The 12655-nt window shown below is 62.2% G+C and carries 11 protein-coding genes; 6 read left to right on the top strand and 5 right to left on the bottom strand.

What is annotated here, in order from left to right:
* Position 1: 1 nt before the first annotated feature.
* From HX801_RS14105 to HX801_RS14095, 3 genes are read right to left on the bottom strand one after another with little or no spacing between them, the layout of a single operon-like run.
* A complete protein-coding gene (locus HX801_RS14105; protein ID WP_177021067.1) occupies positions 2-1285 on the bottom strand; it encodes a dihydrolipoamide acetyltransferase family protein in 1284 nt (427 codons plus the stop codon).
* Positions 1286-2344, bottom strand: coding sequence for an alpha-ketoacid dehydrogenase subunit beta (locus HX801_RS14100; RefSeq protein WP_003212859.1), 1059 nt, complete (start codon positions 2342-2344; stop codon positions 1286-1288).
* 1 nt (position 2345) lies between these two features.
* Positions 2346-3581 carry a 3-methyl-2-oxobutanoate dehydrogenase (2-methylpropanoyl-transferring) subunit alpha gene (locus HX801_RS14095; protein ID WP_003212857.1) on the bottom strand — a complete coding sequence of 412 codons (1236 nt, stop codon included), beginning with the start codon at positions 3579-3581 and terminating at the stop codon, positions 2346-2348.
* Positions 3582-3776: 195 nt separating this feature from the next.
* On the opposite strand from HX801_RS14095, the gene bkdR reads away from it, so the two are divergent.
* Positions 3777-4262 (top strand): Bkd operon transcriptional regulator BkdR, encoded by a 486-nt coding sequence (gene bkdR, locus HX801_RS14090; protein ID WP_003212855.1) that lies wholly within the window; start codon positions 3777-3779, stop codon positions 4260-4262.
* Positions 4263-4384: 122 nt separating this feature from the next.
* On the opposite strand, the gene HX801_RS14085 is transcribed toward bkdR, so the two are convergent.
* On the bottom strand, positions 4385-5248 hold the full coding sequence (locus HX801_RS14085) for an MBL fold metallo-hydrolase (RefSeq protein WP_003207791.1): 864 nt from the start codon (positions 5246-5248) through the stop codon (positions 4385-4387).
* 179 nt (positions 5249-5427) lie between these two features.
* Between HX801_RS14085 and HX801_RS14080 the strand changes: the two genes are divergently transcribed.
* Both HX801_RS14080 and HX801_RS14075 read left to right on the top strand, forming a co-directional pair.
* Complete coding sequence (locus tag HX801_RS14080) at positions 5428-6672, top strand: FAD/NAD(P)-binding oxidoreductase (RefSeq protein ID WP_003207793.1); 1245 nt, start codon at positions 5428-5430, stop codon at positions 6670-6672.
* Positions 6673-6681: 9 nt separating this feature from the next.
* Positions 6682-7497 (top strand): sulfite exporter TauE/SafE family protein, encoded by an 816-nt coding sequence (locus HX801_RS14075; protein WP_003207794.1) that lies wholly within the window; start codon positions 6682-6684, stop codon positions 7495-7497.
* Between the two features lie 30 nt (positions 7498-7527).
* Here HX801_RS14075 and HX801_RS14070 read toward each other — a convergent pair whose 3' ends face one another.
* Positions 7528-8193, bottom strand: a complete 666-nt coding sequence (locus tag HX801_RS14070; RefSeq protein WP_063028558.1) for a response regulator transcription factor — start codon at positions 8191-8193, stop codon at positions 7528-7530.
* 237 nt (positions 8194-8430) lie between these two features.
* Between HX801_RS14070 and ercA the strand changes: the two genes are divergently transcribed.
* The 3 genes from ercA (at position 8431) to HX801_RS14055 (ending at position 12506) form a co-directional block, all read left to right on the top strand.
* The gene (gene ercA, locus HX801_RS14065) at positions 8431-9594 is read left to right on the top strand and encodes an alcohol dehydrogenase-like regulatory protein ErcA (protein WP_003207798.1); all 1164 of its coding nucleotides are present in this window, start codon (positions 8431-8433) and stop codon (positions 9592-9594) included.
* Positions 9578-10948: a hybrid sensor histidine kinase/response regulator gene (locus tag HX801_RS14060; protein WP_177022266.1), complete on the top strand. Its 1371-nt coding sequence runs from the start codon at positions 9578-9580 to the stop codon at positions 10946-10948. The genes ercA and HX801_RS14060 overlap by 17 nt, the downstream gene beginning before the upstream one ends.
* 79 nt (positions 10949-11027) lie before the next feature.
* On the top strand, positions 11028-12506 hold the full coding sequence (locus HX801_RS14055) for a DASS family sodium-coupled anion symporter (RefSeq protein WP_134327016.1): 1479 nt from the start codon (positions 11028-11030) through the stop codon (positions 12504-12506).
* The last annotated feature ends 149 nt before the right edge of the window (positions 12507-12655 follow it).

The following is a 12655-nucleotide window of genomic DNA, read 5'->3' as shown; positions in this document are numbered from 1 at the left end:
GTTACTCCAGGAACAGGCTGGCGGGTTGTTCGAGCAGGCCACGGATGGCCTGGATGAATTGCGCCGCGTCCATGCCATCGACCACCCGGTGATCGAAGGAGCTGGAGAGGTTCATCATCTTGCGGATCACAATCTGGCCCTTGATCACCATCGGCCGCTCGACAATGCGGTTGACCCCGACGATGGCCACTTCCGGCAGGTTCAGCACCGGGGTGCTGACAATCCCGCCCAACGCACCGAGGCTGGTCAGGGTGATGCTCGAGCCCGACAGCTCATCGCGACTGGCCTTGCCATTGCGCGCCGCATTCGCCAAGCGATTGATTTCTTGCGCCGTGCCCCACAGGTCGCGGGCTTCGGCGTGACGCACCACCGGCACCATCAGGCCGACATCGCTCTGGGTGGCGACACCCACATGCACCGCGCCGAGGCGGGTGATGACCTGGGCTTCGTCGTCATAACGCGCGTTGATCTGCGGATAGTCGCGCAATGCGACGACCATGGCCCGCACCAGGAACGGCAGCAGGGTCAGCTTGCCGCGGGTAGCGCCGTGTTTCTCGTTGAGGTGCACGCGCAACTCATCGAGGGCCGTGACGTCGATCTCTTCCACATAGCTGAAATGCGCGGCGCGCCGGGTGGCGTCCTGCATGCGCTGGGCGATCTTGCGGCGCATGCCGATCACCGGGATTTGCTGCTCGTCGTTGCGTTCGGCGTACGGGTTGGAGGCCCCGGAATTTTTCGCCGGACCCTGGAGCAAGTAAGCGTCCAGATCTTCATGCAGAATCCGGCCGGCCGGGCCGGAGCCCTGGACCAGTCGTAGCTGGATGCCAGCATCCAGCGCATGTTTGCGCACGGCCGGGGAGGCCAGCGGGCGGTCATCGGCCTCGCGGGCCACGGGCGCTTGCGCAGCCGCCACCGCAGGTTTGGCGGCAGGCTTGGGTTCAACCACCGGCGCGGCCCTGGCTTCGACTTTTGGTGCAGGAGCCGGTGCAAGCGCGACCTCTTCAACCACCGCCGACAACGCCGACTCCCTGGTATTGCCCGCGCCTTCCACTTCGATACTGATCAAAACACTGCCCACCGCCATGACTTCCCCCGGCTCGCCGCCGAGGGAAATCACCTTGCCGTGCACCGGCGACGGAATGTCCACCATGGCCTTGTCGGTCATCACGTCCGCCAGCACCTGGTCTTCTACCACCAGGTCGCCGACCTTGACGTGCCATACCGACAATTCAACTTCTGCGATGCCTTCGCCAATGTCCGGCATCTTGATAACGTGCGTGCCCATTCAGACCTCCATAACCCGATGCAAAGCCGCGCCCACTCGGGTCGGGCCAGGGAAATACGCCCACTCTTGCGCGTGGGGATACGGGGTATCCCAACCGGTGACGCGCTCGATCGGCGCTTCCAGGTAGTGGAAGCAATGCTCCTGCACCAGCGCCACCAGCTCGGCGCCGAACCCGCAGGTACGGGTGGCTTCGTGAACGATCACGCAGCGACGGGTTTTCTTCACGGAATTGACGATGGTTTCCAGGTCCAGCGGCCACAGGCTGCGCAGGTCGATGACTTCGGCGTCGATGCCGGTTTCTTCGGCGGCGACTTGCGACACATACACCGTGGTGCCGTAGGTGAGGATCGTCACGTCCTTGCCCGGGCGGGCGATGGCGGCCACATCCAGCGGCACGGTGTAGTAACCGTCCGGCACCTGCGCTTGCGGGTGTTTCGACCACGGGGTTACCGGGCGGTCGTGGTGGCCGTCGAACGGGCCGTTATACAGGCGCTTGGGTTCGAGGAAGATCACCGGGTCATCGTTTTCGATGGAGGCGATCAGCAGGCCCTTGGCGTCGTACGGATTGGACGGCATCACCGTGCGCAGGCCGCAGACCTGGGTGAACACCGCTTCAATACTCTGGCTGTGGGTCTGGCCGCCGTAGATGCCGCCGCCGCAGGGCATGCGCATGGTCAGCGGTGCAGTGAACTGGCCGGCCGAGCGATAACGCAGGCGGGCGGCTTCGGAAATGATCTGGTCGGTGGCAGGGTACACGTAGTCGGCGAACTGAATCTCGGCCACCGGCCGCAGGCCATAGGCGCCCATGCCGACCGCCACGCCGACGATCCCGCTTTCGGAGATCGGTGCGTCGAACACCCGCGAGGTGCCGTACTTGTTCTGCAGGCCTTCGGTGCAGCGGAACACGCCGCCGAAGTAACCGACGTCCTGGCCGAACACCACCACATTGTCGTCTCGCTCAAGCATCACATCCATGGCCGAGCGCAAGGCTTGGATCATGGTCATGGTCGTGGTGGTCATGGCGGTTTCCAGCTCGATATTGTTGTTGTGATCGTTCATGTCAGATCCCCAACTCTTGACGCTGGCGCTTCAAGTGCTCCGGCATCTCTTTATAAACGTCTTCGAACATGGTCGCGGCGCTTGGAATCTGGCCACCGGCCAGGGTGCCGTACTGTTCGGCTTCTTTCTGGGCCTTGAGCACTTCGGCTTCAAGTTCGGCACTGACCGCCGCGTGTTCCTCTTCGGACCACTGACCAATCTTGATCAGGTGCTGCTTGAGGCGGGCGATCGGGTCGCCCAGCGGGAAGTGGCTCCAGTCGTCGGCGGGACGGTATTTGGACGGGTCATCGGAGGTGGAGTGCGGGCCGGCACGGTAGGTCACCCATTCGATCAGGGTCGGGCCCAGGTTGCGGCGGGCACGTTCGGCGGCCCAGGCGGAGGCGGCGTACACCGCGACAAAGTCGTTGCCGTCCACCCGCAGGGAGGCGATGCCGCAACCCACGCCGCGTCCGGCAAAGGTCGTGGCTTCACCGCCGGCAATGGCCTGGAAGGTGGAGATCGCCCACTGGTTGTTCACTACGTTAAGAATCACGGGTGCCCGGTACACGTGGGCGAAGGTGAGGGCGGTGTGGAAGTCGGATTCAGCGGTGGCGCCGTCGCCGATCCAGGCCGAGGCAATCTTGGTATCGCCCTTGATGGCCGAGGCCATGCCCCAGCCCACGCCTTGTACGAATTGGGTGGCGAGGTTGCCGGAAATCGTGAAGAAGCCGGCATCTTTTACCGAGTACATGATCGGCAACTGGCGGCCCTTGAGCGGGTCGCGCTCGTTGGACAGCAGTTGGCAGATCAGGTCTACCAGCGGCACTTCCCGGGCCATCAGGATGCTTTGCTGGCGATAGGTGGGGAAGCACATGTCGTCGATGTTCAAGGCCAGGGCCTGGGCGCTGCCGATGGCTTCTTCGCCGAGGCTTTGCATGTAGAACGACATCTTCTTCTGACGCTGGGCGACCACCATGCGGTTGTCGAAGATCCGCGTCTTGAGCATGGCGCGCATGCCCTTGCGCAGAATCTCGACTGGCACGCCTTCAGCCCATGGGCCGAGGGCCTGGCCTTGATCGTCGAGCACGCGAATCAGGCCCTTGGCCAGGTCGGCGGTGTCGGCGGGTTCTACGTCGATTGGGGGTTTGCGCACCAGGCCAGCGTCAGTCAGGCGCAGGTAGGTAAAGTCGGTCTTGCAGCCTGGGCGGCCCGAGGGTTCGGGAACGTGCAGGCGCAGTGGTTCGTACTGCTGAGTCATGGCTTTCTACGCTCTATCTTGTGAATTTCTTGTAGTGGGCGCGGTAGCTGACAGTCCTTCTTCGGGTAGAAGAAATCTTGTCCTACAACAATCATAGGCTCGGCTCAGGAGAATATTTATCTCTGTTTCATTGCGTTGGAGATCATTTGGGGATAAAAAAACTGCATAAACATAATAAACAGGTGGTTTTGTCTCATGCGCAAACTGGACCGTATCGATATCGGCATTCTGAACGCCCTTCAGGAGAACGCTCGCATCACCAACGCCGACCTGGCCCGCTCGGTCAATCTGTCGCCCACGCCGTGTTTCAACCGGGTCAAGGCCATGGAAGAACTGGGGCTGATTCGCGACCAGGTGACGCTGCTGGACGCCGACCTGCTGGGGCTGCACGTCAATGTGTTCATCCACGTCAGCCTGGAAAAGCAGAACGAATTGGCATTGCAGCAATTCGAAGGGGCGATTTCGGATCGCCCCGAAGTGATGGAGTGCTACCTGATGGCCGGCGACCCCGATTATCTGATTCGGGTGCTGGTGCCGACCATCCAGTCCCTGGAGCGTTTCATGATGGACTTCCTGACCAAAGTCCCGGGTGTCGCCAACATCCGCTCCAGCTTTGCCCTCAAGCAAGTGCGCTACAAGACCGCACTGCCGCTACCGGCCAACGGCATCAACCTCGGCTAATGAACGACACAAAACAAATGTGGGAGCGGGCTTGCTCGCGAATGGGGAGTGTCAGTCACCGAAAATATAGACTGATACACCGCATTCGCGAGCAAGCCCGCTCCCACATTTTGTAGTGCATTTCAAAGCTGGTTGAGGGGAATCTTCAAATAAACCACCCCATTTCCTTCCGCCGGCGGCATCACCCCGGCCCGCACATTCACCTGAATCGCCGGCAACAACAGCGTGGGCATGCCCAACCCGGCATCCCGCGTGGTGCGCATCTCGACAAACGCCGCCTCATCCACCCCGTCATGCACATGAATATTCCCCGCCCGCTGTTCAGCCACCGTGGTCAGGCACTTGGCTGCGCGTCCTTCGGGCGGATAGTCATGGCACACATAAAGGCGGGTTTCAGGCGCGAAGGCCAACAACTTGCGCATCGACCCATACAGCTGGCGCGCATCCCCACCAGGGAAATCGCAGCGCGCCGTGCCCACGTCCGGCATGAACAGCGTGTCGCCCACCAGAATCAACTGGTCATCAATCAGGTAAGCCATATCCGCCGGCGTATGCCCCGGCACATGCAGCGCCTGGGCCTTCAGGTTGCCGATGTGAAACACCTCATCCGGCGCAAACAGATGGTCGAACTGCGACCCATCCACCCGAAACTCCGGCTCCAGGTTGAACAGGTTCTTGAACACTCCCTGCACCTTGCTGATGGACTGGCCAATCGCGATCTTGCCCCCCAGCTGGCGACGCAAATAAGGCGCAGCCGACAGATGATCCGCATGGGCGTGGGTTTCCAGCAACCACTGCACCTGCAAGCCATGCTCGCGCACAAACGCGATCACCTTGTCCGCCTGGCCGGTGCCGGTGCGTCCGGAGGCCGGGTCGTAGTTGAGCACCGAATCAACGATGGCGCATGGGCCACCGTCCGTTTCATAGACGACGTAGGTGTAGGTCGACGACGCCTCGTCCAGAAAGGATTGAATCAACGCTGACATGACGGGTTTCCCAGATAGCTAATGGCGACTTACATTCAGTTAGGTTTCCACATAACCTTGTGAGCTTAAGTGAATTAAAGGACCCGAGGCAAAGGATGGCATCGTGGTGGCAAACAGCTAGGGCGTGGTGCCATACGGCAACGACCCTTGCGTGCATTAACTGAAAAAGGCCATAGACCATGAACGACCAACACTGGGGACCTACCATCAGTGGCGATATCGTTGTCATCGGTGGCGGCTCGGCAGGCATCGGCCTGCTGGCCAGCCTGCTCAAGCGCGACCCGCACCTGAACATCATCCTGATCGAGCCCAGCGACCACCACTACTACCAGCCGGCCTGGACCCTGGTGGGCGGTGGGGCTTATGACGTTACCAGGACCGTGCGCCCCATGGCCGACGTGCTGCCCAACGGCGTCACCTGGATCCAGGCCGCGGTCAGCGAATTACTGCCCGACGAGCACACCCTGGTGCTCGACAGCGCCCAGCGCGTCAGCTGGAAAAACCTCATCGTGTGCCCAGGCCTGCGCCTGGCCTGGGAAAAGATCGAAGGCCTGCAAGAGACCCTCGGCCAGCATGGCGTAACGTCCAATTACAGCTATGAACACGCCGCCTACACCTGGCAACTGGTGCAGCAACTCAAGCATGGCAAGGCGATCTTTACCCAACCGGCCATGCCGATCAAATGTGCCGGCGCTCCGCAAAAAGCCATGTACCTGTCGTGCGATCACTGGCTCCGCCAGGGTGACCTGAAAAACATCAAGGTCGAATTCAACCTGGCCGGCGCTGCCTTGTTCGGCGTGCCGACCTTCGTGCCGCCGCTGATGAAGTACGTTGAAAAGTACTCGGCGCAGCTGGCATTCAACTCCAACCTGGTCAAGGTCGACGGCCCCGCGCGCAAGGCCTGGTTCGAAATCAAGGACGCCGAAGGCAATGTGCGCGTCGAAGAGAAAACCTTCGACCTGCTGCACGTCGTCCCGCCACAGGTCTCGCCGGACTTCATTCGCCACAGCCCCCTGGCCGATGCCGCCGGCTGGTGCGAAGTGAATCCCCAGAGCCTGCAACACCTGCGCTACCCGCACATCTTCGGCCTGGGCGATGTGTGTTCCACCACCAACGCCAAGACCGCCGCGGCGGTGCGCAAGCAAATCGTCGTGGTGGCGGAAAACCTGCTGGCCCTGCGCAGACAGGCACCGTTGCCCCTCAAGTACGACGGCTACGGTTCCTGCCCGCTGACGGTGGAGAAGGGCAAGGTGGTACTGGCCGAGTTCGGCTATGGCGGCAAGTTGCTGCCGACCTTTCCCCTCGACCCGACTGTGGCGCGGCGTTCGGCGTGGTTCCTCAAGGCGAGTTTCCTGCCGTGGTTCTACTGGAACGGCATGCTCAAGGGCCGCGAGTGGCTGACCCGTCTGGCCAAGGTGGATTGAGGCAACCCTATGCTGCTGGCAAGTTTTCTGGGCGTGTTGATGGGGTTGGTCATGGGCCTGACCGGCGCCGGGGGCGGCATTCTTGGTGTCCCGGCCCTGGTATTGGGGCTGGGGTTGACCATGACCCAGGCCGCGCCCGTGTCGTTGTTCGCGGTGGGCGCGGCCGCTGCCGTGGGGGCTGTCGACGGTTTGCGCCATGGCCTGGTGCGCTACCGTGCGGCGCTGCTGATTGCGCTGCTCGGCGCGCTGTTTTCGCCGCTGGGGGTGTTCTTCGCCCACCAGATGTCGGAGAAAGTCCTGATGGGCCTGTTCAGTGCGCTGATGGTGCTGGTGGCCTGGCGCATGCTGCAACGGGAGAAGCTTGAGGCCGGGCCGAGCGACCACGGCACCGCGTCGTGGGGCCAGAAGAACTGCATGCTCGACCAGCAGACCGGGCGCTTTTCCTGGACCGCCAAATGCACCGCCACCCTGGCAGCACTCGGCGCAGTGACCGGTGCGGTCTCGGGGTTGCTCGGCGTGGGCGGCGGCTTCCTGATCGTACCGGCGTTCAAGCAACTGACCGATGTGCAGATGCGCGGCATCGTCGCCACCTCGCTGATGGTGATCAGCCTGATCTCGTTGATCGGCGTGATCGGCGCGTTTCATGCCGGGGTCAGTATCGAGCCGATGGGCTGGGTGTTTATCGGTTCGAGCATTGTCGGCATGTTGGCGGGGCGGCGCCTGTGCTCGGTGATCAAGGCGCGCACCTTGCAGGTGGGTTTTGCCACCCTGTGTGTGCTGGTGGCGGCGGGCATGCTGTTTCGGGCCCTCATTCAGGTGCCTTGAAATGCGGTCAGCATCCCGCCCCTACGGGTATCAGCGCCGCAGGTAGGCACCAAAGTCGATGTCCCCGGCGCTGAGAATCGCCTGCACCCGATTGTGCACGTTCAACTTGCGCAGGATCGCCGAGACATGGGCCTTCACCGTGGTCTCGGCAATCTCCAGGCTATAGGCGATTTGCTTGTTCGAGTCACCCTTGGTCATCCGCTCCAGCACCAGCAATTGCTTGCGGGTCAGGGCCTGCAGCAGCTCCGGCGCAAGCCCCAGGCAATCATTCATGCGCCGTTGCCCGCCGATTTTCTGGCTGCGAATAATCTCCGGCGGCAAATACACATTGCCGTTGAGAATCTGTTGGATTGCCTCGGTCATCTGCAGCCTGGGCGAGGACTTGGTGATAAACCCCACCGCGCCATAGGTGATGGCTTGCAGCACGACCTGCTTGTCCTGCTCGGCAGACACGATCACCACCGGAATCGTCGGCGACTCGTTGCGCAGGTTGATCAGGCCATTGAGGCCGTGCATGCCCGGCATGTTCAGGTCCAGCAGGATCAGATCCAGGTCGTCGTGCTCCTGGCTCAGGGCCAGGGCGCTGTCCAGGTCGCCGGTTTCCATCACTTCGCTGCCCGGGAACCCGTCGCTGATGACGTTGTGGATCGCCTCGCGAAACAGTGGGTGATCGTCGGCTATCAGAATTTTGTACATGGACGTTCGCCTTATTATTTTTGCTTATTCAAGCAGGTCCGATCCATAGGGTCATGCGCCCATTACATGCCAGTCTCGATGCCTTGGGAATGCGACGATAGAGAGGGGAATCAGTACCAAAGTAGTAGATCGTGCCGTACGTCGCGGTTTCAGCGCCCCCCATTGGTCTGATTGCAATCAGTGTCGGATGGGTTAGTGTGGAGCGCATCTTCCAGAATAATAAAAACAGGCTTACCAATGAGCCCGAACCTGAGTCTCCTGCGTAAATTCGTTTCCCCTGAAATCATCTTTGGCGCCGGCTGCCGGCACAACGTAGGCAACTACGCCAAGACCTTTGGCGCGCGCAAGGTGTTGGTGGTGAGTGATCCCGGCGTGGTTGCTGTCGGCTGGGTGGCCGATGTCGAGGCCAGCCTGCAAGCCATCGGCATCGACTACTGCCTGTACACCGCCGTTTCGCCCAACCCCCGGGTTGAAGAGGTGATGCTCGGCGCCGAGGTCTACCGTGAAAACCATTGCGACGTGATCGTCGCCGTCGGTGGCGGCAGCCCGATGGACTGCGGCAAGGCCATCGGCATCGTGGTCGCCCATGGCTGCAGCATCCTCGACTTCGAAGGTGTCGACACCATCCGCGTGCCGAGCCCGCCGCTGATCCTGATCCCGACCACCGCAGGCTCCTCGGCGGATGTCTCGCAGTTCGTGATCATTTCCAACCAGCAGGAGCGCATGAAGTTCTCCATCGTCAGCAAGGCGGTGGTGCCCGATGTTTCACTGATCGACCCGGAAACCACGGCGAGCATGGACCCGTTTCTCTCGGCCTGTACCGGCATCGATGCGCTGGTGCATGCCATCGAGGCCTTCGTGTCCACCGGCCACGGCCCGCTGACCGATCCCCACGCGCTGGAAGCCATGCGCCTGATCAATGGCAACCTGGTGCAGATGATCGCCAACCCCGGCGACATCGCCCTGCGGGAGAAAATCATGCTGGGCAGCATGCAGGCCGGGCTGGCGTTTTCCAATGCGATCCTCGGCGCGGTGCATGCCATGTCCCACAGCCTTGGCGGCTTTCTCGACCTGCCCCATGGCCTGTGCAACGCGGTGCTGGTGGAACATGTGGTGGCGTTCAACTACAGCGCGGCACCGGAGCGTTTCAAGGTGATTGCCGAGACCTTCGGCATTGATTGCCGGGGCCTCAACCACCGGCAAATCTGCGGCCGGCTGGTGGACCATTTGATCGCGTTGAAGCATGCGATCGGCTTCCATGAAACCCTCGGCCTGCATGGGATTCGAGTGGCGGACATTCCCTTTCTGTCGCAGCACGCCATGCACGACCCGTGCATCCTTACCAACCCGCGTGAATCCAGCCAGCGTGACGTCGAGGTCGTCTATGGCGAAGCTCTCTGACGATCAGCAACGGGCACTCGCGGGGCTCCTGGGGCTGGGCAACCACTCGGCGCGCAAGAGTCATTACCCCGAACTGACCGCGCGCCTCGACGAGCTGGAAGCCGAGCGCAATCGCTACATCCGCCTCAACGACGAATTGGAACAGCGGGTCGCGGCGCGTACCGACGAGTTGCTGGAAGCCAACCGCAACCTGCAACAGCAAATCGCCCAGCGCGAGAAGATCGAGCAGGACCTGCGCGATGCCCGGGATGCCGCCCAGTCCGCCAACCGCAGCAAGGACAAATACCTTGCCGCCGCCAGTCATGACCTGCTGCAACCCCTCAACGCCGCACGCTTGCTGATTTCCACCCTGCGCGAGCGCAACTTGCCCAGCGTCGAACACGTGTTGGTGGAGCGCACCCATCAGGCCCTGGAAGGCGCCGAGGATTTGCTCACCGACTTGCTGGACATTTCCCGACTCGATCAAGCGGCGGTCAAGCCGGACATCGCCCTGTACCGTCTCGACGAACTGTTCGCACCGCTGGTCTCGGAATTCCAGTCGGTGGCCGCGGCGTCCGGGCTAAACCTGCGGGCGCGTACAGGCCATTACGCAATCAACACCGACCTGCGGCTGGTGACGCGGATCCTGCGCAATTTCCTCAGCAACGCCTGCCGCTACACGAGCGCGGGCTCCATCCTGCTGGGCGCCCGCCGCCGGGGTGAGCGGTTGCGCCTGGAGGTTTGGGACACCGGGCGCGGAATTGCGGCGGACCGCCTGGACGCCATCTTCCTGGAGTTCAATCAACTGGACGTGGGCCGCGCCGCCGACCGCAAGGGCGTGGGACTGGGGTTGGCGATTGTCGAGCGTATCGCCGAGGTCCTCGGTTATCCGGTGGCGGTGCGTTCGTGGCCGGGGCGCGGTTCGATGTTCAGCATCGAAGTCCCCATCAGCGAGGACATGCCGCTGCCCATCAGTGTGGTGGCCGCGCAACCGAGCACCGGCAACCCGTTGCCGGGGAGGCGGCTGCTGGTGCTGGACAACGAAGTCGGCATCCTCGACAGCATGAGCGCGCTGCTTGGGCAGTGGGGCTGCGAAGTGGTCACTGCGACCGATCAGGCCGGCGCACTGGTTGCGTTGCAGGGCCGGGCACCGGAGCTGATTCTCGCGGACTATCACCTGGACCATGGCGTGGTGGGCTGTGAGGTCGTGCACCAGTTGCGCGAGCATTTTGGCTGCAGGATTCCGGCAGTGATTATCACCGCCGACCGCACCGACCAATGCCGCCGTGCATTGCAGCGCCTGGACGTGCCATTGCTCAACAAGCCGGTCAAGCCCGGCAAGTTGCGAGCGGTGTTGACCCAGTTATTGGCCTAGCCACTTGATACCCGTCAACACCGGGCGTGACGCTTTGCCTCATGCTGTGGGCCAGATTTCACGGCCGACGGAGAACCCCATGAGTGCCCCCGCAACAACAGCTGCTTCATTCAAGTTGCCCCTGGGCCTGGTGGTCGGCGTACTGGTGATGGTCGGCGTGCTGCTGTTGCCGCTGCCGGCCGACTTGCCGGTGGCCGGGCACCGGATGCTGGCGATCCTCGCGTTTGCGGTGGTGGTATGGATCACCGAAGCGGTCTCCTACGAGGCCAGCGCGATCATGATCACCTCGTTGATGGCGTTTTTGCTCGGCACTGCGCCGTCGCTGCAAGACCCGACGCACCTGATCGGTTCCAGCCCGGCGATCAGCATGGCGTTGACGGGGTTTTCCAACCCGGCGCTGGCGCTGGTGGCCGGCGCGTTGTTTATCGCCGCAGCCATGACCCATACCGGGCTGGACCGGCGCATCGCGTTGGTCACCCTGACCCGCGTGGGTACCAGCACCCGGGGCATTCTCGTCGGGGCAGTCGCCGTGACCATCCTCTTGAGCCTGGTGGTGCCCAGCGCCACGGCCCGCAGTGCGTGTGTGGTGCCGATCATGATGGGGGTGATTGCCGCGTTTGGCGTGGACAAGCGTTCGAATATTGCGGCCGGGATCATGATCGTCGTGGCCCAGGGTACGAGCATCTGGAACGTCGGTATCCAGACGGCGGCGGCGCAGAACCTGCTGACGGTTGGCTTTATGGACAAGATGCTGGGGCAGCGGGTGTCGTGGATCGACTGGTTGATCGCCGGGGCGCCGTGGGCGCTGATCATGTCGGCGGTGTTGTTGTTTTTGGTGTTGAAGCTGCTGCCGCCGGAGAGTGACAGCATTCCCGGAGGCAAGGAGGCGGTGGCGCAATCGCTGGTGGACATCGGGCCGATGACGGGGCCGCAGAAGCGCTTGCTGACGGTGTCGGTGTTGCTGTTGTTGGCCTGGGCCACGGAAGGGCGGTTGCACAGCTTTGATACGACCTCGACGACGTATGCCGGGCTGGTGTTCTTGCTGATGCCGGGGATTGGGGTGATGACCTGGAAGGATGTGCAGTCGCGGATTCCGTGGGGCACGGTGATTGTGTTTGGGGTTGGCATCAGCCTGGGGACGGCGTTGCTGACCACCCAGGCGGGGCAGTGGCTGGGGTCGCAGGTGGTGGCGCATACCGGGTTGGACCAGGTGGGGCCGCTGGGGGTGTTTGCGATTCTGGGGGCGTTTTTGATCGTGATTCATTTGGGGTTTGCCAGTGCCACGGCGTTGACCTCGGCGTTGTTGCCGATTTTGATTGCGGTGTTGCAGACGTTGCCCGGGGAGTTCAGTCGGCTGGGGATGACGATGTTGCTGGGGTTTGTGATGAGCTACGGGTTTATCCTGCCCATCAATGCGCCGCAGAATATGGTGTGTTTGGGGACCGGCACGTTTACGGCGCGGCAGTTTGCCAAGGTCGGGATTTTGGTGACGTTGATTGGATATGGGTTGATGTTGGTGTTTGCGGCTACGTATTGGAGTTGGTTGGGGTGGATTTGAGGTGGGGGGTATATCCGTTATTTCGGTAACGGCCGCTTATGGTTCCGCTCTTACAGCGGCCCGCTTCGCACTGCCTGCGTTCGGCCTCGGGCTCATTGGGGCAGTCAGATCAAGGTCAAAAGCAAAAGCACAGCGGCCTACCGGCCGGC

The organism is Pseudomonas sp. G1002 (assembly GCF_013385455.1).
In the GTDB taxonomy this organism is placed as follows: domain Bacteria; phylum Pseudomonadota; class Gammaproteobacteria; order Pseudomonadales; family Pseudomonadaceae; genus Aquipseudomonas.
Note: the sequence above shows the minus strand (reverse complement) of the source record. Positions and strands in the feature narration are given on the sequence as shown.

Bases quoted from the DNA above. Each gene is read 5' to 3' on its own strand.
- HX801_RS14060 (WP_177022266.1), top strand. From the start codon at position 9,578: ATGGCGAAGCTCTCTGACGATCAGCAACGGGCACTCGCGGGGCTCCTG.
- HX801_RS14100 (WP_003212859.1), bottom strand. From the start codon at position 2,344: ATGAACGATCACAACAACAATATCGAGCTGGAAACCGCCATGACCACC.
- HX801_RS14105 (WP_177021067.1), bottom strand. From the start codon at position 1,285: ATGGGCACGCACGTTATCAAGATGCCGGACATTGGCGAAGGCATCGCA.
- HX801_RS14085 (WP_003207791.1), bottom strand. From the start codon at position 5,248: ATGTCAGCGTTGATTCAATCCTTTCTGGACGAGGCGTCGTCGACCTAC.
- HX801_RS14095 (WP_003212857.1), bottom strand. From the start codon at position 3,581: ATGACTCAGCAGTACGAACCACTGCGCCTGCACGTTCCCGAACCCTCG.
- ercA (WP_003207798.1), top strand. From the start codon at position 8,431: ATGAGCCCGAACCTGAGTCTCCTGCGTAAATTCGTTTCCCCTGAAATC.
- HX801_RS14070 (WP_063028558.1), bottom strand. From the start codon at position 8,193: ATGTACAAAATTCTGATAGCCGACGATCACCCACTGTTTCGCGAGGCG.
- HX801_RS14075 (WP_003207794.1), top strand. From the start codon at position 6,682: ATGCTGCTGGCAAGTTTTCTGGGCGTGTTGATGGGGTTGGTCATGGGC.
- HX801_RS14080 (WP_003207793.1), top strand. From the start codon at position 5,428: ATGAACGACCAACACTGGGGACCTACCATCAGTGGCGATATCGTTGTC.
- HX801_RS14055 (WP_134327016.1), top strand. From the start codon at position 11,028: ATGAGTGCCCCCGCAACAACAGCTGCTTCATTCAAGTTGCCCCTGGGC.
- bkdR (WP_003212855.1), top strand. From the start codon at position 3,777: ATGCGCAAACTGGACCGTATCGATATCGGCATTCTGAACGCCCTTCAG.